Source organism: Brevundimonas goettingensis (assembly GCF_017487405.1).
Lineage (GTDB): Bacteria > Pseudomonadota > Alphaproteobacteria > Caulobacterales > Caulobacteraceae > Brevundimonas > Brevundimonas goettingensis.
The window spans coordinates 45,366-68,433 of the sequence record NZ_CP062222.1; the positions used below are offsets into that span (position 1 = coordinate 45,366).

Genomic DNA, 23,068 nt, shown 5'->3' on the forward strand with positions numbered 1-23,068 from the left:
GCGTTTACGTGGGGTAGAGGCTGGATGACCGAACTTTCGGTCGCGCATCGCATGGCTCTGGGCCAGGTGGTCGAAGGCGTTCCGGACCGGACGCTTCGTCAGCTGGCGCTCGCCGTCTCCGGCATGCCGGGCGGCAAGGCGCGCGCGCTTGAAGAGATGCTGGCCGCCGAAACCATCGACCGCGTGCGCCGCGCCCGCGGCTTCGCGGCCCTGACGCCCCTGTTCCGACCTCGCGCCGACGGCGTCGAGGCCACCACCTTCCCGCCCGGGGTGCTCCCGCGTCTGTGGAAGATCGCCTCAAGCCGCGAACCCAATATCCTGCCGCTGCTGGACGAGGACGACGATCGCGAGGCCGCCCGGACCGCCGCCGTCTGCGCGCGGCTGTGCGCCACCGCCGCCGCCGCCGTGCGCGACCGCCCCGCCGAGGTGTGGCCCGTTGCCCTGGGCGACCCGACTCTGCGGGACAAGGGGCTGGAGGATCTGGCCCACTGCTGCGACTTCGGCGGACTGGTCTATCGCGCCCTGCCGTCGCTGCAGGCCTGGGTCGGCCGCCCGGACGGCGATCAGGTCGCCGAGCTCAGGCTTCTGGTGCGCGACGCCTCGGAAATGCTGCCGGACGGCGCCGAGCGGCTGATGGACATCCTGTTCGCCCACCTGGCCGACGCCTCCCTGATCCTGCGGCTGATGGTCCACACCTCCACCGCCGCGGCGCGCGGGGCCTTCCTGTCCGAGAGCGAGCTGGCCGTCTTCGTCGATCGGCTGGTCGTGGGAATGGAGACGCGCAGCGCCCGCATTGTCGCCTTCAAGCCGGGCGAGTCGATCGAGACCCTCTGCGCCGATCTCCAATGGTGCGCCGACGTCCTGAAAGAGCTCGAAGCCACCGTCCAGGTCGACCGCGAAGGCGACTGGGGCAAGCGGTTGCGCGAGGTGCGCGTCCGCGTCGGCAAGCGGCTGGGCGAACTGCTCAGCGGGGTGAGCAAGCTGGTCGACAAGGCCGTGCCCATGCACAAGGTCCAGACCTCCGGCCGAATGACCCGCAACGCGCCCAATCTGGATATCGCGCTGGACCCCGCGATCGTGCAGGTGGCCCATGACGCCGTCCGGATGGTGGGCATGGTCCGCAATCTGGCCGGACCGTTCGGCTGCGAGGCCCAGCGCTCGGCCCTGATCCAGAGCCTGACTGTCCAGCTGAGCAGCTATGCCGATCTGATCATCGAGGACGTCAACGCCGGCGATGCGCCGGACGAAACGGCGGCCATCGAACGGGCCGGAATGGCGGCGGACTTCCTCGAACAGATCGCCGCCCTGACCGAGGCGCGGGCAATCCGTCGCCGCACGGCCGTCGCGGGCGGCCCGGCGACGATGAAACTCTCGGCCTGAGTCTGCGGCGCCTTGTGGCTCTCGCCGCCGGTCGTGCGATCCGCTAGACCGGCTCCATGACTGCCTTCTGGATCATGACCGCACTGGCGACGGCGATGGCCGCGCTGCTGGTGCTGACCGGCGCGCGGCGCGGCGTGGATGCTGTGGTCGATGTTGAGCCGGACGCCGCCGCGCGTGAGCTGGACGAGCTGGACCGGCTGAAATCCCGCGGGCTTCTGACCGATGAAGCGTGGACGGCGGCACGGGCCGAGGCCGGACGTCGCCTGCTGGCGGCGCGCACCGGACCGATCGAGCTGAGGGCGCGGCCGAGCGATCGGCGCTGGGTTCTGGGCGGGGTCGTGCTGACGGCGGTGGTGGCGCTGAGCCTCTATTGGGGGATCGGAAAGCCCGGCTACGGCGACCAGACCTACGACCGCCGCGTCGACGCCTGGGGCGCCTCGGCCGAGCCGCTGGAAGCTGAACAGGTGGCGGCGGTCCTGACCCGCGAGGCGAAACTGCGCCCCGACGACCGCCAGATCCTGACCATGCTGGGCGCGGCCCGTTTCGCCGCCGACGATCCGGTCGGCGCGGCCTCCGCCTTCCGCCGGGCGCTGGCCCTGAACCCCGACGATCCCCGCACCTGGGCGCGGCTGGGCGAGAGCCTGGTCCGGTCCCAGGACGGGGCTGTCGGCGCCGACGCCGAGGCCGCCTTCCACGAGGCCCTGAAGCGCGATCCCGGCCAGCTGGGGGCCCTCTACTTCCTCGGCGACGCGGCGATGACGCGCGGCGACCGCGCCGGCGCCCTGACGCTCTGGACCCCGCTGATCAAGGCGCTGGACCCCGCCGATCCGCGCCGTGCGGAACTCGAGAAGCGGTTGGCGTCTGGCAGCGCGGGCGCGGCCCGATGACCTCTTTCAGCCCCCGCAGCGCCCCGCTATACGGCCGCGAGTTTTCATCCGCGCGCGGACCCTTCCGGACATGAGCTGGCTTCCCCGATCGCCGAAGGCGCGCCGTCGTCTGTGGGTCGTCGCCGCCGTGGCCCCGATCCTGGCGCTGGCCGTCGGCCTGTCGCTCTGGGCCATGACCGACAGCGTAACCTTCTTCTTCACCCCCTCGGAGGTGACCGTCGAAAAGGCCCCCGCCGGTCGCGACATCCGTCTGGGCGGTCTGGTCGAGGCGGGCAGCGTTCAGCGCCATGGCGCCGACGTCAGCTTCGCCGTCACCGACAAACTGGCCTCGACCCGGGTCGTCTATCATGGCGACCTGCCTGACCTGTTCCGCGAGGGGCAGGGGATCGTGGCGCAGGGAGCCTTCCTGCCCGACCGCACCTTCGTCGCCCATCAGGTCCTGGCCAAGCACGACGAGAAATACATGCCGCGCGAAGTGGCCGACAAGCTGAAGGCCAAGGGCGAATGGCGGCCTGCGCCGTCGACAGCCTCGACCGGAAACGCCGCCCTGTGATCAGCGAGTTCGGCGCCTACGCCCTGATCCTGGCCCTCGTTCTGGCGGTGCTGCAAACCGTTATGGCGGCGGCCGGCCGCATCCGCCGTTCGCCCGTGCTGGCCGGCGCGGCGCAGGGCGCGGCCATCGCCTCGGCCTGTCTGGTGGCGCTCGCCTTCGCGGCCCTGATCTTCGCCTTCGTGACCAGTGACTTCTCTGTCGCCAATGTCGCGAACAACAGCCACACCGACAAGCCGATGCTTTACAAGGTCGCCGGCGCCTGGGGCAGCCACGAGGGCTCGCTGGTCCTGTGGTGTCTGGTCATGACCGGCTTCGGTGCGGCTCTGGCAAGAGCAAGCGGTCTGCCGTTTGGATTGAAGACCTCGGCCGTCGGGGTGCAGGGCGCCTTGGGCAGCCTGTTCCTCGCCTTCGCCGTCTTCACCTCCAATCCCTTCGCCCGGCTGGACCCGGCGCCGTTCCAGGGCGCGTCCCTGAACCCCCTGCTGCAGGACCCGGCGCTGGCCTTCCATCCACCGCTGCTCTACGCGGGCTATGTCGGTTTCTCGGTGACCTTCTCGCTGGCGGTCGCCGCTCTGATCGAGGGCCGTGTTGATCCGGCCTGGGGACGCTGGGTCCGGCCTTGGGCCCTGGCGTCTTGGGTGCTCCTGACCGTCGGCATCACCCTCGGCTCTTTCTGGGCCTATTACGAACTCGGCTGGGGCGGCTGGTGGTTCTGGGATCCGGTCGAAAACGCCAGCTTCATGCCCTGGCTGGCGGGCGCGGCCCTGCTGCACAGTGCGGTGGTGACCGAGCGGCGTGGCGCGCTCGCGGGCTGGACGGTCTTCCTCGCCCTTCTGGCCTTCACCTTCTCCATGTTGGGCGCCTTCCTCGTGCGCTCAGGCGTCCTAACCAGTGTCCACGCCTTCGCCGTCGATCCGGAGCGCGGGCTGATGCTGCTGGGCATACTCGGCGTCACGGCGGGCGCAGCCTTCGCCCTGTTCGCCTGGCGGGCGCCGAGGCTGACGGGCGGCGGCCTGTTCGCGCCGATCAGTCGCGAGGGCGCGCTGGTGCTCAACAACCTGTTCCTGACCGCGGCGGCGGCGACGGTCCTGCTCGGCACCCTCTATCCGCTGATCCTTCAGGCGGCGACCGGCGCGACCATCTCGGTCGGCCCGCCCTATTTCGCCCTGACCTTCACCCCCCTGATGGTGGTCGCCTTCCTGATCCTGCCCGCCGGGCCCCTGCTGGCGTGGAAGCGCGGCGACCTCAAGGGCGCAGGCCAGAGGCTGGCGGTCGCGGCGGGCCTCTCTCTCGTATGCGCCCTTCTGGGCTGGATGGCCTTCGAGCCCCGCAAGGCCGTGGCGGCGGGCGGAATCGCCATCGGCGCCTGGCTGATTCTCGGCGCACTGGCCGAGGTCGCCGAGCGTTTGCGTCTGTTCCGTGTTCCCCTGGCTGAAGTCGGGCGTCGGACCCGCGCCCTGCCGCTCGGCGCCTGGGGCATGACCCTGGCCCATGCCGGGCTCGGCCTGTTCGTGCTCGGCGCCGTGGTCGAGACCGGCTTCAAGGTCGAGGCCGCCGCGCCCTTGGGCCTCGACGGGACGGTGACGGCGGGCCGCTATTCCGTACGTCTCGACGACGTCCGTATCGTCGAGGGCCCCAACTATCTGGCAGAGCAGGGCCATCTGACCGTCACCCCGACCGACGGCGGCCCCGAGCGGACCGTCATCGCCGAGCGCCGCTTCTTCCCCGCCGGGGGGCAGACCACGACCGAGGTCGGCCTCGATTTCCGCGGGCTGGACGACGTCTATGTCGTGCTGGGCGAGCGCAGATCGACGCCTGAGGCCGACCGGGCCTGGACGGTTCGGGTCTACTGGAACCCCTGGGCGAGGCTGATCTTCCTCGGGCCTCTGGTCATGGCCATCGGCGGGGTTCTGTCCCTGCTGGACCGCCGCCTTCGCATCGGCGTCGCGGGGCGCAAGACGGCCGTGGAGAGCGCCGCGTGAGAACCGCCGCGATCGCCTTCGGTTTCGCACTTCTCGCCGGCGCGGTGATGGCCGAACCCGCCGCCGCGCCCGACCAGCCCTTGACCTCCGCATCGCAGGAAGCGCGGGCTCAAAGACTGTTCCAGGACATCCGCTGCGTCGTCTGCCAGCACGAGTCCATCGCCGACAGCCCGGCCGGCATTGCCGCCGACATGCGCCGCCTCGTGCGTGAGGAGATCACGTCGGGCGCCACCGACAAATCGATCCGTGAGGATCTGGTTCGCCGCTGGGGCGACTACATCCTGTTCAAGCCGCCGGTGAAGGCCGCGACCTGGCTGCTCTGGTTCGGGCCGCTGCTGCTGGTGCTGATCGTGGGCGCGGCCTTCGCCGTCCTGTCCTTGCGCAAAAAGCCCGTGACGGCCCCGCTTTCGCCCGAGGAGGAGCGGCGGCTGGAGGAACTTCTCCACCCGGAAGGAGTTCGCCCCGATCCTGACGCAACTTCGTCCCACGACTGACGTCGGGCGCGATCAACGATCCGTTCGGCGACGTTGTGGCTTCGGCTGTAACGGGCCTATATCTCAACGCGAAACGGCCTCCACACGAGGCCGAAAGAGGATCGCAAGACGACGATGCTGAAGCGGAAAGAGTTCATTCTGGGGGCTGCGGCCGGCCTGATCGTTGCGGCGGGCGCCACCGCCGGCGGCGTCATTTCATGGCCCGGCGCCCATGCCGAGACCCGTCCCGGTCAACTGGTGGCCTCGGCCGGGGCCGCGGGCCTCGCCTTCGCCCCGCCGCAGGGCGCGCCGCTCAGCTTCGCCGACATCGTCCAGCAGGTCGCCCCTGCCGTGGTCCAGATCGAGGTCGAAACCCCGGTCGAGCGGCCGCAGGGCGTTCAGGGCTTCCAGATCCCCGGTCTGCCCGGTCTGGTCATTCCGGGCCCCGGCCAGCAGCAGCAGGCCGAACCCGACGCCGAGCCTCAGTTAGCGCAAGGCGCCGGCTCCGGCTTCTTCATCTCGCGTGACGGCTATATCGTCACCAACAACCACGTCGTGGCCAACGCCAAGTCGATCAAGGTCAAGATGACCGACGGCCGGACCCTGGACGCCACCCTGGTTGGGCGCGACGAAAGCACAGACCTGGCCGTGATCAAGGTCGACGGTTCGGACTTCAACTTCGTCAGCTTCGAGGAACAGGCCGATCCGCGCGTGGGCGACTGGGTCGTGGCGGTCGGCAACCCGTTCGGTCTGGGCGGCACGGCGACGGCCGGCATCGTCTCGGCCCGCGGTCGCGACCTGCAGGACCGCTCCAGCGCCTATGTCGACTATCTGCAGATCGACGCCGCCATCAACCGGGGTAACTCGGGCGGCCCGACCTTCGACATCTACGGCCGCGTCATCGGGGTGAACTCGGCGATCTTCTCGCCCACCGGCGGCTCGGTCGGCATCGGCTTCGCCATCCCCGCTGCCACCGCCAAGAGCGTCACCGACCAGCTGATCCGCAGCGGCGCCATCGAGCGCGGCTATATCGGCGTCCAGATCGGCAATCTGACCGACGACTACCGGTCGGCGCTCGGCCTCGGAACCGACGCCAAGGGTGCCCTGGTTCAGGGCGTGACGGACGGCGGACCGGCCGATCGCGGCGGCGTGCGCGAGGGCGATGTCATCGTCGCCGTCAACGGTCAGGCGGTGGAGACCAGCAACGCCCTGACCCGCGCCGTCGGCGCCGTGTCGGTCGGCAGCGACCTGCGCATCGAACTGTTCCGCGACGGTCGCCGCCAGACGGTGACGGTCAAGTCGGCCAAGCGTCCGTCCGAGGCCGAACTCTATCCCGAGGACGACGAGGGCAATCCGCGCGCACCGACGCCCGGGCCGACCGCGCCGTCCGGCCTGACGGTCGAGGGCATCAACCTTTCGCCCCTGACCCCTGCGCTGAAGCGTCGCTATTCGCTCGCCGACGACCTGACCGCGGGTCTGGTGGTGACCGAGGTCGCACCGCGCTCCAAGGCCGGTGAGCTCGGCATGCCCGCCGGTACGGTCATCACCAAGGCCTTCGGCCGCACGGTGACCACGCCGCAGGAGTTCAAGGCCGCCGTCGACGCCGCTCGCGCGGCCGGTCGGACCCATGTGCTTCTGTCCGTGGTCGTGAACGGTTCGCCGCGCCTGGTGCCTCTGGAACTGTCCAAGGCCGAATAGAGGCCAAGCTGAACAAGGCTTAACTGACAGGATCGTCACGGATGCGCTAACGTCCGTGACGATTCTGAATTCAGGAGGGCTCCATGCGTGTTCTGGTGGTCGAGGATGACGCCGAGGCGGCGACCGCGATGGTTCGCGGCCTGACCGAGGCCGGGCACGAGGTGTCGCACGCCATCGACGGCGCCTATGGCCTGCTTGAGGCCCAGCGCGGCGGCTATGACGTCTATGTCGTGGACCGGATGATGCCGCGCCTCGACGGCATCGGCATGGTCGAGACCCTGCGCAAGGACGGCGACCAGACCCCGGTCCTGTTCCTGTCGGCGCTGGGCGAGGTCGAGGACCGGATCACGGGCCTCAAGGCCGGCGGCGACGACTATCTGGTCAAGCCCTACGCCTTCGGCGAGCTGATCGCCCGGGTCGAGGCCCTGGCCCGCCGCCGCGAGACCGGCGGCGTCCAGACCGTGCTCAAGGTCGGCGACCTCGAGATGAACCTGATCGCCCGCACCGTGCATCGCGGGACCACCGAGATCGACCTGCAGCCGCGCGAGTTCCAGCTGCTGGAGTTCCTGATGCGCCACGCCAACCAGTCGGTCACCCGCACCATGCTGCTGGAGAAGGTCTGGGAATATCATTTCGACCCCCAGACCAACGTCATCGACGTCCACATCAGCCGCCTGCGGTCCAAGATCGACAAGGGCTTCGACAAGGCCATGCTGCAGACGGTCCGTGGGGCGGGATACCGGCTGGAGGCCTGAGCCGCCTCGATGAAGCTGCCGTCCCTCTTTCGCCGTACGCCCTTCCGGCTGACGCTGCTCTTCCTGGCGCTGTTCGCCGCGGCGGCCAGCGCCATTCTGGCCTATGTCTATTTCGCTTCGGCGTCGGAGGCGCGCGCGCGTTCGCAAAAGGACGTGCTGGTCGAGCTGACGGCGCTGCAGGCCATCTATCGCACACGCGGCGTCGACGGGCTGAATCAGGCGCTGGTCGAGCGGATCGTGCGCGGCGGCCCCTATCTCTATGTTCTGGTCGACGCCCGGGGCGAGCAGATCAGCAGCAATCTGTCGAAATCGCCTGTCGATCCGAAGCAGCCGGCCGCCGCCGGGGAATGGGAGCCCTTCCCCCTGACCGCCACAGACGCGGAAGGGCGTGTCGAGATGCGTCAGGGCATCGGGCAGGAGGTGCGGCTGTCGGCAGGCGAGCGGCTGTTCGTCGGCGAGGACATCGGCGACATCGAGGAATCCCTGTCGCGCCTGACCCAGGCCCTGTGGATGGCCATGGGCGGGGTCCTGCTGCTGGGCGCCACCGGCGGGCTGATCATCAGCCGCAATGTCGAGCGGTCGATGGGGCGGTTGAACACCGTCGTGGCGGCGGTGCGCGACGGCGACCTGAAGGCCCGGGCCCAAGTCCGGGCGTCCGGCGATGAGCTGGACGAGCTGGGGCGCGGGCTGAACGGGATGCTGGACCGGCTGGAGGCCTCGATGGCCTCGATCCGCCACGCGGGCGACGCCATCGCCCACGATCTGCGCTCGCCCCTGACCCGGATGCGGGCCAAGCTGGAGGTCGCCCTGATCGACGCCGAGGCGGGCAAGGTCTCGGGCGTCGACGCGTTGGAAATCGCCCTGTCCGAGGCGGATCATCTGCTCAAGACCTTCAACACCGTCCTGGCCATAGCCCGGCTTCAGGCCGGCGGGGCGCCGGATCCGCAGGTCTTCGACGCGGCCGACCTGGCCGCGGACATGGCTGAGCTGTACGAGCCCGCCGCCGAGGATAAGGGACTGGAATTCTCCGCCGAGATCGAGCGCGGCCTGATGATCGAGGGCAACCAGCCCTTCCTGGCCCAGGCGCTCGCCAACGTCATCGACAACGCCATCAAATACACCCCGACCGGCGGGGCGGTGATGCTGCGCGCGCGGCGGCGTTCGTCGGGCGAGATCGAATATTCCGTCACCGACACCGGACCCGGCGTGCCCGCCGAGGACCGGGAGCGGGTGGTGCAGCGCTTCGTCCGTTTGGACAACAGCCGCAGCGAGGCGGGCTCGGGTCTGGGCCTGTCGCTGGTCTCCGCCGTGCTCGAGGCCCACGCCGGACGGGTCCAGCTGGATGAGGGGCCGGGCGCCTATGGCGGCTTCGGGCCGGGCCTGCGCGTCGCCCTCGTCCTGCAGCCCGCACCGTGACCGATCTGGTACTTGGCGACCGGATCGGCCCCTGCGGCCCGGTCGTGGACGCGGCGGCTGCGGCCCGTTGGCTGGAGCGGTTGAAGCCTGCGGTGGAGGAGGGCGGTTGGGCCGCCTGTCTGGATCGGGCCTGGCCCGCGCTTGCCCCGGTCTTCGCCGCCTCCCCCTATCTGGCCGGACTGGCGCGGCGTTCGCCCGAGCGGCTGCGCGCAACGCTGGAGACCGCGCCTGAGGTCCGGCTGGAGGCCCTCCTCGCCGAGACCCTGGCCCTGACTGGCCCGCCCGTCGAAGTCAGGGCGCCGCTGCGGGGGCTGAAGGCGGATCTGCATCTGCTGACGGCCCTGGCCGATCTGGGCGGGGTCTGGGACCTGACCTCCGTCACCGCCGCCCTGTCGCGCTTCGCCGACGCAGTGACCCGGACGGCGCTGGCCTCGGTGGCGAGCGAGCAGCGCGCGAAGGGCAAGCTCATCTCGGCGCCTGACGATCCCGCCGGGCCGGTTCCCGGCCTGTTTGGCCTGGCCATGGGCAAGCACGGCGCCTTCGAGCTGAACTATTCCAGCGACATCGACATCTCCCTCTTCTTTGACCCGGAGAAGCTGGCGCCCGCGCTCGCGCCCGGCGTCGAGGCCCAGCCCTTCGTCGACCGTCTGGCCCAGGCGACGGCGACCCTGCTGCAGGAGCGGACGGCGGACGGCTATATCTTCCGCGTCGACCTCCGGCTGCGGCCCGACCCCTCCTCGACCCCGCCGGTCGTCGCCGTGCCCATGGCCCTGTCCTATTATGAATCCGTTGGCCAGAACTGGGAGCGGGCCGCCTTCATCAAGGCCCGCGCCATCTGCGGCGACCCGGAGGCCGCCGCCGAGTTCCTCGAGGCCCTGGTCCCCTTCGTCTGGCGGCGCAGCCTCGACTATCAGGCCGTGCTCGATATCCAGTCGATCAAACGCCAGATCCACGCCCACAAGACCGGCGAGGGGCTGATCGCCATGGGCGCCAATCTGAAGCTGGGCCGCGGCGGCATCCGCGAGATCGAATTCTACGCCCAGACCCAGCAGCTGATCCTCGGCGGCCGCGACAGGTCGCTGCGCGCGCGCCGCACCGACGAGGCGCTCGCGGCGCTGGCGGCGGCAGGTCACATCCCGACCGAGGTCGCCGTCGACCTGACCGCCGCCTATGCCGAGCTGCGGGCGCTGGAACACCGCGTCCAGATGCTGGACGACGAACAGACCCATACCCTGCCGGTCGACGCCGACCGCCGCATCGCCGTCGCCGCCCTGTCCGGCGAAGAGAGCCTTGCCGATTTCGACCGGGGCGTGGAGGCCCTGCTGCTGGGCGTCAACCGGACCTATGGCCAACTGTTCGAGGGGGAGGAGGATCTGTCCTCGCCCTGGGGCAGTCTGGTCTTCACCGGCGTGGACAACGACCCGGAGACGCTGGAGACGCTCAAGCGCATGGACTTTTCCGAGCCCGCCAATGTCGCTGACACGATCCGCAGCTGGCACCACGGTCGCATTCCGGCGACGCGTTCGGCGCGGGGGCGCGAGCTGTTTACCCGTCTGGCGCCGCGCCTGCTGACCGCCGTGGCCCGAACCGGGTCGCCCGACGCGGCCTTCAAACGGTTCGCCGTCTTCTTCTCGGCCATGAACTCCGGGGTTCAGGTCCAGGCCCTGTTCCTGAACCAGCCCGAGCTTTTCGCCCTGATCGTCGGGGTGATGGCTTTCGCGCCCCGGCTGGCGCGGACGCTGGGCCGCTATCCGGCGGCGCTGGATTCCATGCTGGACGCCCGCTTCCAGATCCCGGTCGGCCCGAACACCGGCCTGTTCGCCCAGATGGAGGCCGAGGCGAGCGAGGCGGGCGACTTCGAGGGGGCGATGAACGTCGTGCGCCGCCTGCACCGTGAACAGGCCTTCCGCATCGGCATCCAGACCCTGACCGGCCGGGTCGGGCCGGGCGCGGCGGGCCGGGCCTTCACCAACCTGGCCGACGCGGTGATGGGCACCCTAGCCGAGGCGGCCCTGGTCGAGACGGTGCGGCTGGGCGGCGCCATGCCGGGGGCGGTCGCGGTCATCGCCCTCGGCAAAGCCGGATCGCGCGAGATGACGGCGGGCTCGGACCTCGACCTGATGACCGTCTATGAGGCGCCGCCCGAGGCGGTGTCCGAGGCCAAGGGCTGGACTGCCGACGTCTTCAACGTGCGCTTCACCCAGAAACTGATCGCGGCCCTGTCGGCCCACACCGCGGAGGGCGGCCTCTATGAGGTGGACATGCGGTTGCGGCCGTCGGGCGCCAAGGGGCCGGTGTCGGTCAGGCTTTCGGCCTTCGAGGACTATTACGCCGCCGAGGCCGACACCTGGGAATTCATGGCCCTGACCCGGGCGCGGGTGGCTTGGGCCAGCGACGCCGATTTCGGCAAGGGGGTCTCCGGGGCCATCGAGGCCGCTCTGCGTCGGCCCCGCCCCGGCGTTGACATCGCTCGCGACATTCGCACCATGCGGGACCTGATGGACCGCGAGCGGCGGGCCCAGGGCTTCTGGGACCTCAAGCTGTCGCGCGGCGGTCTGGTCGACGCCGAGTTCGTAGGCCAGTTCCGCCAGTTGACGGCGGCGCCGGAGGGCGGGCCGCTTTCGGTCTCAACCGTGGTCCAGCTGGGCGAGGATACGCCGATGGCCGAGGCCTGGCGGCTGCAGCAGCGGATCGGCCAGCTGTTCGCCTGCGCCTTCGACGAGCGCCCCGATCCGGAGGAAGAGCCCCTGGCCTTCCGTCAGCGGCTCGCGGAGGGGGCGGGCGCGCCCGATTTCGAGACCCTGATGGCCCGGCTGAAAACGGTGCGGACAGAGGCGCGCGCCGCCTTCGATCAGGCCCTGCCGCCAGTGCGCGACGGAGTCCCGTAGACTCCGCGTTGAACTTCTCGACGGGGGTCATCCGGGCCTGGGCTCGAAGGAGACGACGTATGAAGAAGACCATCATCGCCGGCGGACTGGCCGCTGCTTCCCTGGCCGTTCTGGTGGGCGCCGCCGCCCCGGCGCCGCAGACCCCTGCTCAGGCGCCCGCCGCCGCGACCACACAGGCCGCCCCTGCCGCTCGCCACGCCGGCATTCAGGCCCGTCAGGCCCAGCCGGTCAGCCAGGCCGAGTTCGTTCAGGCCCGTGTCAGCCGCCTGACGGCGCTCGATGCCAACCACGACGGCACGGTCACGGCGGAGGAACTGCGCGCCGGCGCCCAGGCCCGCCGCGCCCGGCACGCCACGCAGCGCTTCGATCGTCTCGACGCCGACAAGAGCGGCCAGATCAGCCGCGCCGAGTTCGACGCCGCCCGTCCTGAACACGGCGATCGCGCCGGTCATCGTGGACCTCGTGGTGGTGAACACCGCGGCCAGCGGATGGGCCGTCGTGGCGGCGGTGAGGGGCGCGGTCACGGCCCGGCCGAACGCGTCGCCCACCACGGCCCGATCGTCATCGCCGATGTTCAGACCAAGCTGACCGAAGGCTTCGCCCGCCTCGACACCGACCACGACGGCGTCCTGAGCCCGGCCGAACGTCAGGCCGGCCGCGCCGTGATGCGAGAGCGCTTCCAGGAGCGGCGCGTCCAACGACAAAACCGAGCGCCTGCCGTCACTTCGGCGTCGCCCTCGGCCCCGGCTTCGGAGTAAGACCGTGTCGGGGAAGGCCGTGATGGTTCGGTCGGCCCGCTCTGTGAGCAAGGGAGCAGGCCGGCTTGGCATCGATCGTCGACCCCGACGAGGAACTGGTTCGCCGGGTGGGTCAAAGCGACCCGGCGGCGATCCAGGCCATGGTCGCGCGCAAGCTGCCGCGCATGATGGCCCTGGCGCAGCGGATGCTGGGCGATCCGGTCGAGGCCGAGGACGTGGCCCAGGAGGCCATGCTGCGCGCCTGGAAACAGGCGCCGCGCTGGCGGCCCGGCAAGGCCAAGTTCGACACCTGGCTGCACCGGGTGGGGCTGAACCTCTGCTACGACCGTCTCAGGCGGCGGCGCGAGGTGCCGACCGAGACGCCGCCGGATCGGCCCGACGACGGTCCGGCGCCCGACCGGGGCCTTCTGGCCGCCGAGCTGGGTGTGCGGGTCGATGCGGCCCTGAGACGACTGCCCGAGCGGCAACGCGAGGCCATCGTCTTGTGCCACTACCAGGAGCTGTCCAATATCGAGGCGGCCGACCTGATGAAGATCAGCGTGGAAGCGCTGGAGAGTTTGCTGTCGCGGGGCCGTCGGGCCTTGAGGCAGGCGTTGGCGGATATGGCGCCCAACGCTGAAAGGCGAGGGGCTGAAGGATGACGACGATGAACGCCGAAAGGCTGAAACAACTGGCCGAAGCCTATGGCGCCGACAAGCGGCGCTGGCCCGAGGCCGAGCGCAAGGCGGCGGAGACCCTGCTGGCCTCCGATGGACCTTGGGCGGACCGGATGCTGTTCGAGGCGCGTCAAACGGACGCCGCGCTCGACGCCTCGGCGCGCCCGATGGTCTCCAACGCCCTGCGCGACACGGTCATCGCCTCGGCCATGGCCGCCGGCCTGTCGCCGCGCAAGGCCCGGATGGTCTGGGACCGTCTGGTTCTCTGGTTCGGCGCCGGCTGGGCCGCCGCCGCCTGTGCGGGCGTGATCGCCGGCGCCAGCCTGACCCCGCACCTGACCGCCGACGCCCAGGCCGACGCGGTCCTGTATCAATCCAGCCTGTCGGGCGTGGACGACACGGAGGTTCTGGGTTGAGCGTTCTGGACTCACCGCGCGCCCTGAAGATCGCCCTGGCCGCCTCCGTGGCCCTGAACCTGTTCGCTATCGCGGGCGGCGTGACTCTGTGGGTGACCAAGACCAAGGCCGAGAGCAAGATCGAGGCGGCCCAGGTTCCGGGCCGTCAGAGCACCTTCAGGGACATCCTCGCGGGCATGGAGCCCGAGGCGCGCGACCGCGTGCGCTCGGCTTTCCGCGCTTCCGCCATGGCGGCGCGGCCGGACTTCGAGGCCTCGCGCGCGGCGCGGCGTCAGGCGGTCGAGCTGATGCGCGGCCCCAAGCCCGACGCCGCCGCCGCCAACGCCCTGCTGGATCAGTCGCGCGCTGCGGAGATGCGCGGCCGGGCCCGTCTGGAGCACGACGCCACCGCGGTTCTGGTCACCCTCGATCCTGACGACCGTCAGGCCTTGGCCGCCATCCTGAGCCGTCGCAAGGGCGGCGGCGCGCCCGACCCGCATAAGGGTGGCGCAGGGGGTGGCCAAGGCGGTGGCCCGGGAGGCGGTCCCGAGGGCCGTCCCGACGGCGATCACGGTCGTGGAGCCGGCGATCCGTCCGGGCCGCGCGGAGAGCGCTGAAACCTTTTGAGGCGCTTCAGGCCGCCCGTGCCTGGGCGTGGGACTGATCCGTTTCGGCCTCGGTCGGGCGGGCTTCCGGCAGATCGAAGCTGACCACGGTGCCGGCGCCCGGCTCGCTGTCCATGGCCATGACGCCGTGGTGCATCTCGATCAGCGACTTGGTCAGGGCCAGGCCCAGGCCGGTCCCCTGCGTCGTCTTGGAGTGCTGGCCCTCGACCTGTTCGAACGGGCGGGCCAGGCGGCCCAGGTCCTCGGCCGCGATGCCGATGCCGGTGTCGGCGACCGCGACCCGCTGACGGCCCGCGCCGTGTTGGGCCACCGAGACGGTGATCGACCCGCCCTCGGGCGTGAACTTCACCGCGTTCGAGATGAGGTTCAGCATGACCTGCTTCAGGCCGCGCTGGTCGGCGTCGATGTCGGGCAGGTCCTGGGCCTCGAGCGCCAGGACCAGGCCGGAGTCCTCGGCCTTGCCGCGCATCAGGCGGATGGCGTCCTCGCAGACCTCCTTCAGCGACACCTTCTCATAGTGCAGCGTCATCTTGCCGGCCTCGATCTTGGCCATGTCGAGGATGTCGTTGATCAGGCTGAGCAGATGCTGGCCCGAGCGCAGGATGTCGGAGGCATAGCCCTTGTACCGCGCGTCGCCGACCGGGCCGAACATCTCGCCGGCCATGATTTCCGAAAAGCCGTTGATGGCGTTCAGCGGGGTGCGAAGCTCGTGGCTCATATTGGCGAGGAACTCGGACTTGGCCTGGTTGGCGGCCTCGGCCCGGGTCATGGCGATTTCGTATTTGCGCGCCAGAAGGCTGAGCTTCTCCTGGCTCGACTCCAGCTGGTCGACCATCAGCCGCAGACTGTCGGCGGCGCGCTGGGTCTCGGCTTCCTGCTTCTTGATCTGGGTCAGGTCGGTGGCGGTGACCACGGTGCCGCCGTCGGAGGTGTAACGCTCCGCCAGACGCAGCCAGCGGCCGTCGTGCATCTCGACCTCGCGCATCCCGGCTCCCAGTTCTGCGGACGGGTGGTCGGCCTTGATGGCCAGGGCGGCGATGCGGTTCAGCTCGTCCTTCATCGCCCCGCGGCGCACCGCCTCGGGGGCCAGGCCGAAGGCGTCGGAGAAGGCCTGGTTGCACAGGATCAGCCGGCCGTGGCGATCGAACAGGGAGAAGGCGTCCGACACGCTCTCGATGCCGTCGCGAAGGCGGCTTTCGGCAGACTGGGCCTGGGCCTTGGCGCGGCGGGCCTCGGTGATATCGAGGGCGACGCCGAGGATGTTGATGAAGCCGCCTTCGTCACGCTCGCCCCGGGCCTGACCCCGGGCGTCGATCCAGCGGATGGTGCTGTTGGCGCCGGTGACAGGGAAGGTGGTCTCGAAGGCGCCGAAGGTCGCGGCCTGACGCAGGGCATGTTCGACCAGTTCGCGATATTTGGGATGGACCCGGCCCAGCACGGTCGCGGCCGGGACGACGCCGCCCTCGGGCAGACCCAGCAGGGTGGCCATATAGTCGGACAGGGTGACCTCCTCGGCCTCCAGGTCCCATTCCCAAACACCGCAACGGGCGGCCTCGACGGCGACGCGGAAGCGGTGCTCGGTCTCGGCCCAGTCTCGGGTGGCCCGGCTCTGCCGCCAGCCCTGGACCATCATCAGGCCGCCGACCAGGACGCCCAGGCCGAGCGGAGCCAGCAGGACCCAGACGTCGCCCAGCAGGCCGCCGCCGGACGACACCGGCTGGGCCGCGACGGCCAGCAAGCCGGTCGTCCCGACGGGGGCGGCGACGAGGCTGAGCGGCGTGCCGCCGGCAGGCGTCGCCGTGATCGGGGCGGTCGCCGCCTTCAGGGCTGCGTGGTTCAGGGCGGGGATGGGCGCGCCCGGGGTCGCCGAGGCCGCATCGTCCTCGGGCGTCGACAGATAAAGGCCTCCTCCGGTCCCGACCTGCGACGGAGCGGGCAGCGGGATACGGGCGACGATCCGCATCGTTCCGGCGGGCTTGCCGGTCAGGACGGCGCGACGGTCTGCCCCGAGGCGAAGCGCGGGCGCATGGGCGCCGGCGGCCAAGGGTTCCGCGAAGCTCTCGGCCGGGGCGCCGCTGGCGGCCTGAACGGCGCCGGCCGCCGAGACGACGGCGAAGGCGGTGTCAGGGGCGGCGGCGCGGGCGGCCTCGGCGGCGTCCAGCGGGCGGTCGGCGCGGGCGGCGAGGGCCGCGGCGCCGATGGTCAGGCCGGCCCGGGCGGAGGCGATCCGACCGTCCATCCGCGCGGCGAACAGTTCGGCGTCCTGCTGCTGGCCGGCGATGCGCAGGGCGTCGGCCTCGCGCTCGGGCCGCGCGGTCTGGCGCGCGATCAGCAGGACATAGGCGGCGATGACGAGGGTGAGGCCCAGAAGCAGGACCCGGGTGCGGCTGGCCGCACGTCCGCCGCCCTGATCCGATGATCGGCGGCCCGGTCCCTGAATGCGGCGCTCATTGCCCCGCAAGGCGCTCTCCCGGACTTAAAGGCTTGCGTCAGCGACCCCGGGTCTGCTTGGCGCGAAGCGATTCGACGAAGTCTGGAATCTAGGCTGCGTCGCGGAATCCTGTCGAGCTATGGTTAATACGTAGTCTCACGCCGCCTGTGCGCGAATCTTTGGCGCAACAGTTTCGGGCGGGGTGGCGAGCACGTCGGTGACGCTCTTGAGAATGTCGCGGGCCTGACGCGCCAGGGCGATGCTCTCGGAGGGGGCGTCGTCGGGGCTTTCCGCCACGGCGTCGATCAGCGACTGGGCCAGGGACATAAGGCGCGGCGCGGCGGCGATCAGCCGGGCCTGGAACTCGATCCGGTCGGGGTCGCGGTCGTATTCGGCCCCCGGCACGCGCCAGCCGCCCCAGTCGGCGGGATCGGTGACGACCACCGGATAGGTGCCCGGGAACGGGTGGTGCGGCGTGTCCTCGGCCAGCTGCCACTTGTTGCGGGCGCGCAGTAGACGCCAGTCGCCGAGCTCTTCACTGGCCTCGTCCTCGACGGGCAGCAGCAGTTCGTGCGCGAGGAACTCGCGGCCGAGGCCGATTTCATAGGTGACCCGGACGGGCTCGTCGAAGCCCTTGGCCCAGACCGGCTGGACCTTTTCGATGTGGGCCCAGGCCCCCACGCATTCGACCCAGACCTTCTGGCCCTTCTGGAATTGTGCGCGCGCCATGGGAGTCCTCCGATATCCAGCGGACAGGATGAGGTCCCACCGCTTGACACGCGGTTTCCGAAAAGGGTGAAGGCGCCGTGAACCTTACCCGGCCCGCTCAGCCTGGCTGGGAGATCGTCTCCAGCGTCTCGCCCGCGTATTTCTCCTTCACCCGGGTCGAGAGATCGCCCAGCGACACCACTCCCACCAGCCGCTCATGCTTGTCGACCACCGGCAGGCGGCGGATCTTGTCGCCGCCCATGGCGTCGAGTGCGGTCTTCAGGTCGGCGGTGTCCAGGGCCGTCACCACCTCGGTGGTCATGACTTCCGAGACCGGGGTCGCCGGGCCCAGCCCCTTGGCCACGGCGCGCACCGCGATGTCGCGATCGGTCACCGTCCCCACCAGTCGCTCGCCGTCGGCGACGGGAATGAAGCCGAAATCGCCCGAGGTCATACGGGCGGCCACGTCCTGGATCGTATCGCCGGGGCGGGCGACCTGAACGTCCTTGCTCATCACATCGCGGATCTTCATCGGGGACTTCCTTCTGCTGACCGCGACAGAACCCCGGGGATGAAGGCCGGTTCCGCTTTCCCCATTCCGCTTTCCTGGCCGCCGCGCGAAGGGTAAGGGCGTCGGCCTTACGGAGAGACCTCATGACCGCCGCCGCAGACGCCAAAGCCATCCTGACCCGCCTCGGCGTTTCCGACGCCGTGTGGACCGGAGATCTGCCGACCCGTTCGCCGATCGACGGCTCGAGCGCCGGGTCTCTGGTTCAGGCGACGCCCGATCAGGTCGAGGCGGCCGTGGCGCGCTCGGTGGAGGCCTTCAAGGCCTGGCGCCGCGTGCCCGCGCCGCGCCGGGGCGAACTGGTCCGCCTGCTGGGCGAGGAGTTGCGCGCCGCCAAGACCGATCTGGCCATGCTGGTCACGCTCGAGGCCGGCAAGATCGTGTCGGAGGGCCTCGGCGAGGCACAGGAGATGATCGACATCTGCGACTTCGCCGTCGGCCTGTCGCGCCAGCTCTACGGCCTGACCCTGCCAAGCGAACGGCCCGGCCACCATATGCGCGAGACCTGGCAGCCGCTGGGTCCGGTCGCCGTGGTCACCGCCTTCAACTTCCCCATCGCCGTCTGGGCCTGGAACGCGGCCCTCGCCCTGGTCTGCGGCGATCCCGTGATTTGGAAGCCGTCGGAGAAGACCCCCCTGACCGCGCTCGGCGTGCAGGCGGTGTTCGAACGGGCGGTCGCCCGCTTCGGCGACGCCCCCGAGGGCCTGAGCCAGCTCCTGATCGGCGGCCGCGAGATTGGCGAAGCCCTGTCGGCCGATCCGCGCGCGCCCCTCGTCTCCGCCACCGGTTCTACCCGGATGGGCAAGGCCGTGGCCCGGACCGTGGCGGGCCGTCTCGGCCGCTCCCTGCTGGAGCTGGGCGGCAACAATGCCATGATCGTCACCCCCAGCGCCGATCTGGAGATGGCCGTGCGCGCCATCGCCTTCTCCGCGGTCGGCACCGCGGGCCAGCGCTGCACCAGCCTGCGCCGGCTGATCGTGCATGAGAGCGTCGCCGAGGCCCTGACCGCCCGCCTTGTAAAGGCCTATGCGACCCTGCCGGTCGGCGATCCGCGCAAGGACGGCGTGCTGGTCGGTCCGCTGATCGATGAAGCGGCGGTGACGGGCTTCGAGACGGCGCTGTCCGACGCCGTGACCCAAGGCGGGCAAGTCCTCGTCGGCGGGACCCGCGTTGAGGCTGAGGGAACCTATGTCACGCCCGCCATCGTCCGTATGCCGGCCCAGACGGCGGTGGTCGAGCACGAGACCTTCGCGCCGATCCTCTACGTCCTGACGTGGAGCGACTTCGATCAGGCGGTCGAGCTTCAGAACGCCGTGCCGCAGGGCCTGAGCTCCTGCGTCTTCACCGACAGCGTGCGCGAGGCGGAGGCCTTCCTCTCGGCCTGGGGGTCGGACTGCGGCATCGCCAACGTCAACATCGGCCCGTCGGGCGCCGAGATCGGCGGGGCCTTCGGCGGCGAGAAGGAAACCGGCGGCGGGCGGGAGAGCGGTTCGGACGCCTGGAAGGCCTATATGCGCCGCCAGACCCAGACGGTGAATTTCTCCGCCGACCTGCCTCTGGCCCAGGGCGTGAAGTTCGACGTCTGAGGCTAGGCTCCGTCGTAGGCGGCCTGGAGCTTGGCCAGATCCAGCTTGACCATCTTCAGCATGGCCACGGCCGTTCGCCCGGCGGCGGCGCGGTCGCTGGAGGACTGCATCTCATTGAGGGCGACCGGTACGATCTGCCAGCAGACGCCGAACCGGTCCTTCAGCCAGCCGCACTGCTCGGGCGAGCCGCCGCCGGCTTGAAGCGCGTCCCAGTAGTGGTCGATCTCGGCCTGATCCGCGCAGTTCACGGTGAAGGAGATTGCGTGGTTGAAGTCGTCCAGCTTGCCGGCGTCCATGGCCGTGAACGACTGACCGGCCAGGGTAAACTCGACCACCTTCACCGACCCCGGCGGGCCGCTGGGCGTCTCGACCTCCAGCGTCCAGACCCGGTCGATGCGCGAGTCCGGAAAGGCGGAGACATAGAGGTTTGCGGCCTCCTCGGCCTCTTTCACGAACCAGAAGGACGGGGCGATCTTGCTGAGCATGGGCATTTCTGGGCTCCCTGATCTGATGCCGTATTGAAACCCCGACGACCGGTTCGGTTCAGAACCGGCGGACCATCACCACGCCGATGAACACCAGCGCCACCCCCGCCAGACGACCGATGCCGATCGGATGGCGGGGCACGCCCAGGGCGCCAAAATGGTCAAGCACGAGGCTGAGCAGCAGCTGGCCGGCGACCATCAGGGTGATGGTCAGGGCGGCGCCCAGACGCGGCACGCCCCAGGCGGCGGTGATCACGAAGACGCAGCCGTACAGGCCGCCGAACCAAGCCCAGGCCGGCAGGGCCTTCGCCGCCGCAAGGTCCGCCTTGGTGTGGAGCACGGCCGCCAGAAGGCCCAGCGCCACGGTCCCGATCGCGAAGGACATGAAGGCGGCATTGACGGGCGAGGCGAGGGCCACGGCCAGCCGGGCGTTGGTCGGCGCCTGTAGCGCGGTCGCGCCCCCGGCGATGATGATGGCCAGCAGGATCATGGCGGAGTTGAAACTCATGCCCTTGAGCTAACACGCCGTTTCGCGAACGGGCAGGGGGCTCTTCAGGAATGTTCGGCGATAAACCGGGCGCCGCGTTCACCCTCGGGATCGTCGGCGACGCCGAAGCTGCGGTTGATGGTCATATGGGTCTCGCCCGGGGCGGCGATGACCTCGGCCCGGCCCCCGGCCCGGATCAGGACGGTGGCGAGCGCCTGGCTCTGGGCCGCAGAATCGGCGCGGCTGGCGACGTGGAAGATCAGGAAGGGCGGATACGTCTGCCCCGACCGCACGCGCAGGGTCGGGGACAGTTCGGCGCGGCCGGGGCTGCCCTCGGGACCAAAGGCGTTGTCGTACATCTCGTCCAGGGCCCTACCGACGATGCCGCGTCCTCGCGGGCCGGTGGCGTCGTATCCGGCGCCGTCCAGAAGGATCACGCCACCGAGATCGGACGGCTTCAGGCCATGGGCGCCCAGATAGACCGGGTCGACGCCGACCAGGGCCGCCAGATGGGCGCCCGCCGAATGGCCCAGTACGAAGATCGCACGGCCGGGCAGGCGGCGGTGCAGGTCGGCGATGGCGGCGGCGACATCCTGCGCCTCTTCCCGCGCGCCGACGTCGGGCACGAGCCGGTAGCTGGTCGAGGCCAGGGTCAGGCCGTGACGCCGGGCATAGTCGGGCAGGGCGTTGACCATGGAGTTCTCGCCCCGCTTCCAGCCCCCGCCGTGCACGAACATCAGGACGGGCCCGGTCGCCGGTCCCGGATAGAGGTCATAGCTCTGCAGCGGATCGGCCCCGTAGGACTGGGCCCTGGGCGCGCTCTGGCGGGTCAGGCCCGGCGTGGCGGCGACCAAGGCGGCCCCGGCCAGCGAAAAGGCGATCAGGCGGCGGCGGTCGAATATCGGCATGGTCGTCTCCATGAGCCCCTGCGGGTTCAACGTGACCAGGCGCAGGATTCCGTCACCAGCTCTCGGTCGGGCTCACGCCGCCGAAGATTTCCGCCAGCCGCGCCTTGGTCGAACGGTGCGCGTCCTCGGGCAGGGCGTCGGGGGTGAACCAGCCGATCTCGGCGATCTCTCCGTGGCTGGTGCGATCCTCCAGGGTGAAGGCGTCGATGGCGAAGACCGCGACATGGTCGCCGGGGAAGTAGGCCTCGTTTGAATGGAGCGACAGCAGGCGCGGCGGGACTGTGGCGATCAATCCGGCCTCCTCGCGCATCTCGCGCACCACGGCCTGTTGCGTCGTCTCGCCCTTGTCGACCCCGCCGCCGGGCAGCCACCAGCCCATGACATAGGTGTGCTTGACCAGCAGGACCCGCCCCTCGCCGTCGATGGCGACGCCGCGCACCCCCAGGGTCATGCCGCGCGTCAGGCGCGAAAAGGCGAAGAACAGCGGGCGGGTATAAGGCTCGACGACAGCGCGCCACGGCTTTCTGGACATGGGGCGACCATGGCACGGCCGACTTGTGTCTCCTAGCGGGCGGCCGCCATCGGCAGGGCGTTGCGGGTCAGATAGAGGACAGCGTCGCGGACCCGGGGCAGGCGTTCGCTGATCGTCCGGCGCAGGCCCAGACGCTCCGGATGGATGCTGGGCGTCAGATCGGCCTCGACCGGTCTGAGAGCCGTCAGCCAGTGACGGTCGCACTCATAGCCCAGGGCGATCAGCTCCCCGGTCATGTCGCCGTGCCGCGCGATCTGGCCCTTGATCCGCTCGGGCTTCAGCCGCCAGGCGCCCAGGCTCTCGGGCGTCACCGGCCGGATCGACCGCATCGCCGGCGCCCATTCCGCGCTCGGGTCGCTGACCACCTCGTGATAGCGCGAGAAGGGATGCGTCAGCGTCAGGAAGGGCATGGCCGCCATCAGCCCGGCCTGGACCGCGTCCGGCTCGGTGACCAGGCGGTGATAGTCGACGATGTGGAAACGCTCCTTGCCGCGCGCCTTCTCCGCCGCCCGGGCGCTGCGTCGCCAGACGCGCAGATTGGTGAAGTAACGCCCCGGCCAGCGGCCATGCTCACTGGTGATCACATCGCGCGGATCGCGGGCCACGTAGACGGCGTGCAGCCGGGGATCGAGGTTCAGCATGGCGGCGGTGAAGGCCACCTCGTCCGGACATTTGGTGCAGACGATCTTGCGATCGCGCGGCGCAGGCCGACGCAGACGCAGCTCCTCCTTCACCCCGCCGTCGATCTCGAAACAGGCGAGGAAAAGGACGTGCAGCAGGGTGGTCCCGCTGCGCGGCGCGCCGGTGATGTGGATGCGACGGGCCGCATCGAGAGGGACCTCATCGGGCGTGCGATTGATCGTCATGGGGCTCTCCACGGCGAGGCGCGGGGCCTC

The 23,068-nt window shown here is 70.3% G+C and carries 22 protein-coding genes; 14 read left to right on the forward strand and 8 right to left on the reverse strand.

The window, feature by feature from the left end; all coding sequences use genetic code 11:
* The first annotated feature begins 24 nt into the window (after window positions 1-24).
* The 13 genes from IFJ75_RS00255 (at window position 25) to IFJ75_RS00315 (ending at window position 14,458) form a co-directional block, all read left to right on the forward strand.
* Window positions 25-1,380 (forward strand): hypothetical protein, encoded by a 1,356-nt coding sequence (locus IFJ75_RS00255; protein ID WP_207870584.1) that lies wholly within the window; start codon window positions 25-27, stop codon window positions 1,378-1,380.
* Window positions 1,381-1,436: 56 nt separating this feature from the next.
* The gene (ccmI, locus tag IFJ75_RS00260; protein WP_207870585.1) at window positions 1,437-2,267 is read left to right on the forward strand and encodes a c-type cytochrome biogenesis protein CcmI; all 831 of its coding nucleotides are present in this window, start codon (window positions 1,437-1,439) and stop codon (window positions 2,265-2,267) included.
* A 70-nt stretch (window positions 2,268-2,337) separates the two neighbouring features.
* Window positions 2,338-2,820 (forward strand): cytochrome c maturation protein CcmE, encoded by a 483-nt coding sequence (gene ccmE, locus IFJ75_RS00265; RefSeq protein ID WP_207870586.1) that lies wholly within the window; start codon window positions 2,338-2,340, stop codon window positions 2,818-2,820.
* A complete protein-coding gene (locus IFJ75_RS00270) occupies window positions 2,817-4,802 on the forward strand; it encodes a heme lyase CcmF/NrfE family subunit (RefSeq protein ID WP_207932406.1) in 1,986 nt (661 codons plus the stop codon). Before ccmE ends, IFJ75_RS00270 begins: the two co-directional genes overlap by 4 nt.
* Complete coding sequence (locus IFJ75_RS00275) at window positions 4,799-5,296, forward strand: cytochrome c-type biogenesis protein (RefSeq protein WP_225896920.1); 498 nt, start codon at window positions 4,799-4,801, stop codon at window positions 5,294-5,296. The genes IFJ75_RS00270 and IFJ75_RS00275 overlap by 4 nt, the downstream gene beginning before the upstream one ends.
* Before the next feature lie 114 nt (window positions 5,297-5,410).
* On the forward strand, window positions 5,411-6,973 hold the full coding sequence (locus tag IFJ75_RS00280) for a Do family serine endopeptidase (protein WP_207870587.1): 1,563 nt from the start codon (window positions 5,411-5,413) through the stop codon (window positions 6,971-6,973).
* Window positions 6,974-7,056: 83 nt separating this feature from the next.
* Complete coding sequence (locus IFJ75_RS00285) at window positions 7,057-7,728, forward strand: response regulator transcription factor (RefSeq protein WP_207870588.1); 672 nt, start codon at window positions 7,057-7,059, stop codon at window positions 7,726-7,728.
* 9 nt (window positions 7,729-7,737) lie between these two features.
* Window positions 7,738-9,144 (forward strand): sensor histidine kinase, encoded by a 1,407-nt coding sequence (locus IFJ75_RS00290; RefSeq protein WP_207870589.1) that lies wholly within the window; start codon window positions 7,738-7,740, stop codon window positions 9,142-9,144.
* On the forward strand, window positions 9,141-12,032 hold the full coding sequence (locus IFJ75_RS00295; protein ID WP_207870590.1) for a bifunctional [glutamine synthetase] adenylyltransferase/[glutamine synthetase]-adenylyl-L-tyrosine phosphorylase: 2,892 nt from the start codon (window positions 9,141-9,143) through the stop codon (window positions 12,030-12,032). The genes IFJ75_RS00290 and IFJ75_RS00295 overlap by 4 nt, the downstream gene beginning before the upstream one ends.
* Before the next feature lie 59 nt (window positions 12,033-12,091).
* Window positions 12,092-12,790: an EF-hand domain-containing protein gene (locus tag IFJ75_RS00300; protein WP_207870591.1), complete on the forward strand. Its 699-nt coding sequence runs from the start codon at window positions 12,092-12,094 to the stop codon at window positions 12,788-12,790.
* Window positions 12,791-12,855: 65 nt separating this feature from the next.
* Complete coding sequence (locus IFJ75_RS00305) at window positions 12,856-13,431, forward strand: RNA polymerase sigma factor (protein WP_207870592.1); 576 nt, start codon at window positions 12,856-12,858, stop codon at window positions 13,429-13,431.
* Window positions 13,432-13,436: 5 nt separating this feature from the next.
* Window positions 13,437-13,862: a hypothetical protein gene (locus IFJ75_RS00310; protein ID WP_225896921.1), complete on the forward strand. Its 426-nt coding sequence runs from the start codon at window positions 13,437-13,439 to the stop codon at window positions 13,860-13,862.
* A complete protein-coding gene (locus IFJ75_RS00315) occupies window positions 13,859-14,458 on the forward strand; it encodes a periplasmic heavy metal sensor (RefSeq protein ID WP_207870594.1) in 600 nt (199 codons plus the stop codon). The genes IFJ75_RS00310 and IFJ75_RS00315 overlap by 4 nt, the downstream gene beginning before the upstream one ends.
* Window positions 14,459-14,474: 16 nt before the next feature.
* Here IFJ75_RS00315 and IFJ75_RS00320 read toward each other — a convergent pair whose 3' ends face one another.
* The 3 genes from IFJ75_RS00320 to IFJ75_RS00330 form a co-directional block, all read right to left on the reverse strand.
* Window positions 14,475-16,928, reverse strand: a complete 2,454-nt coding sequence (locus tag IFJ75_RS00320; protein ID WP_207870595.1) for a PAS domain-containing sensor histidine kinase — start codon at window positions 16,926-16,928, stop codon at window positions 14,475-14,477.
* Between the two features lie 126 nt (window positions 16,929-17,054).
* Window positions 17,055-17,627 (reverse strand): hypothetical protein, encoded by a 573-nt coding sequence (locus IFJ75_RS00325; RefSeq protein ID WP_207870596.1) that lies wholly within the window; start codon window positions 17,625-17,627, stop codon window positions 17,055-17,057.
* A gap of 97 nt (window positions 17,628-17,724) precedes the next feature.
* The gene (locus IFJ75_RS00330; protein ID WP_207870597.1) at window positions 17,725-18,138 is read right to left on the reverse strand and encodes a CBS domain-containing protein; all 414 of its coding nucleotides are present in this window, start codon (window positions 18,136-18,138) and stop codon (window positions 17,725-17,727) included.
* 122 nt (window positions 18,139-18,260) lie between these two features.
* On the opposite strand from IFJ75_RS00330, the gene amaB reads away from it, so the two are divergent.
* On the forward strand, window positions 18,261-19,760 hold the full coding sequence (gene amaB, locus IFJ75_RS00335; RefSeq protein WP_207870598.1) for an L-piperidine-6-carboxylate dehydrogenase: 1,500 nt from the start codon (window positions 18,261-18,263) through the stop codon (window positions 19,758-19,760).
* A 2-nt stretch (window positions 19,761-19,762) separates the two neighbouring features.
* Here the strand turns inward: amaB and IFJ75_RS00340 are convergent, their stop codons facing one another.
* The 5 genes from IFJ75_RS00340 to IFJ75_RS00360 are packed head-to-tail and all read right to left on the reverse strand — an operon-like array spanning window position 19,763 to window position 23,038.
* Window positions 19,763-20,251 (reverse strand): VOC family protein, encoded by a 489-nt coding sequence (locus tag IFJ75_RS00340; RefSeq protein WP_225896922.1) that lies wholly within the window; start codon window positions 20,249-20,251, stop codon window positions 19,763-19,765.
* 52 nt (window positions 20,252-20,303) lie between these two features.
* Window positions 20,304-20,753 carry a DMT family transporter gene (locus tag IFJ75_RS00345; protein ID WP_207870599.1) on the reverse strand — a complete coding sequence of 150 codons (450 nt, stop codon included), beginning with the start codon at window positions 20,751-20,753 and terminating at the stop codon, window positions 20,304-20,306.
* A gap of 44 nt (window positions 20,754-20,797) precedes the next feature.
* Complete coding sequence (locus tag IFJ75_RS00350; protein WP_225896923.1) at window positions 20,798-21,640, reverse strand: alpha/beta hydrolase; 843 nt, start codon at window positions 21,638-21,640, stop codon at window positions 20,798-20,800.
* 52 nt (window positions 21,641-21,692) lie between these two features.
* Window positions 21,693-22,172, reverse strand: a complete 480-nt coding sequence (locus tag IFJ75_RS00355) for an NUDIX domain-containing protein (RefSeq protein ID WP_207870601.1) — start codon at window positions 22,170-22,172, stop codon at window positions 21,693-21,695.
* Between the two features lie 32 nt (window positions 22,173-22,204).
* Entirely contained in the window at window positions 22,205-23,038 is an 834-nt protein-coding gene (locus IFJ75_RS00360) for a sulfotransferase family protein (protein ID WP_207870602.1), read from the reverse strand.
* Window positions 23,039-23,068: the final 30 nt, after the last annotated feature.

Bases quoted from the DNA above. Each gene is read 5' to 3' on its own strand.
- IFJ75_RS00280 (WP_207870587.1), top strand. From the start codon at position 5,411: ATGCTGAAGCGGAAAGAGTTCATTCTGGGGGCTGCGGCCGGCCTGATC.
- IFJ75_RS00325 (WP_207870596.1), bottom strand. From the start codon at position 17,627: ATGGCGCGCGCACAATTCCAGAAGGGCCAGAAGGTCTGGGTCGAATGC.
- ccmE (WP_207870586.1), top strand. From the start codon at position 2,338: ATGAGCTGGCTTCCCCGATCGCCGAAGGCGCGCCGTCGTCTGTGGGTC.
- IFJ75_RS00300 (WP_207870591.1), top strand. From the start codon at position 12,092: ATGAAGAAGACCATCATCGCCGGCGGACTGGCCGCTGCTTCCCTGGCC.
- IFJ75_RS00360 (WP_207870602.1), bottom strand. From the start codon at position 23,038: ATGACGATCAATCGCACGCCCGATGAGGTCCCTCTCGATGCGGCCCGT.
- IFJ75_RS00350 (WP_225896923.1), bottom strand. From the start codon at position 21,640: ATGCCGATATTCGACCGCCGCCGCCTGATCGCCTTTTCGCTGGCCGGG.
- IFJ75_RS00290 (WP_207870589.1), top strand. From the start codon at position 7,738: ATGAAGCTGCCGTCCCTCTTTCGCCGTACGCCCTTCCGGCTGACGCTG.
- IFJ75_RS00340 (WP_225896922.1), bottom strand. From the start codon at position 20,251: ATGCCCATGCTCAGCAAGATCGCCCCGTCCTTCTGGTTCGTGAAAGAG.
- IFJ75_RS00345 (WP_207870599.1), bottom strand. From the start codon at position 20,753: ATGAGTTTCAACTCCGCCATGATCCTGCTGGCCATCATCATCGCCGGG.
- IFJ75_RS00355 (WP_207870601.1), bottom strand. From the start codon at position 22,172: ATGTCCAGAAAGCCGTGGCGCGCTGTCGTCGAGCCTTATACCCGCCCG.
- IFJ75_RS00330 (WP_207870597.1), bottom strand. From the start codon at position 18,138: ATGAAGATCCGCGATGTGATGAGCAAGGACGTTCAGGTCGCCCGCCCC.
- amaB (WP_207870598.1), top strand. From the start codon at position 18,261: ATGACCGCCGCCGCAGACGCCAAAGCCATCCTGACCCGCCTCGGCGTT.
- IFJ75_RS00285 (WP_207870588.1), top strand. From the start codon at position 7,057: ATGCGTGTTCTGGTGGTCGAGGATGACGCCGAGGCGGCGACCGCGATG.
- IFJ75_RS00255 (WP_207870584.1), top strand. From the start codon at position 25: ATGACCGAACTTTCGGTCGCGCATCGCATGGCTCTGGGCCAGGTGGTC.
- IFJ75_RS00310 (WP_225896921.1), top strand. From the start codon at position 13,437: ATGAACGCCGAAAGGCTGAAACAACTGGCCGAAGCCTATGGCGCCGAC.
- ccmI (WP_207870585.1), top strand. From the start codon at position 1,437: ATGACTGCCTTCTGGATCATGACCGCACTGGCGACGGCGATGGCCGCG.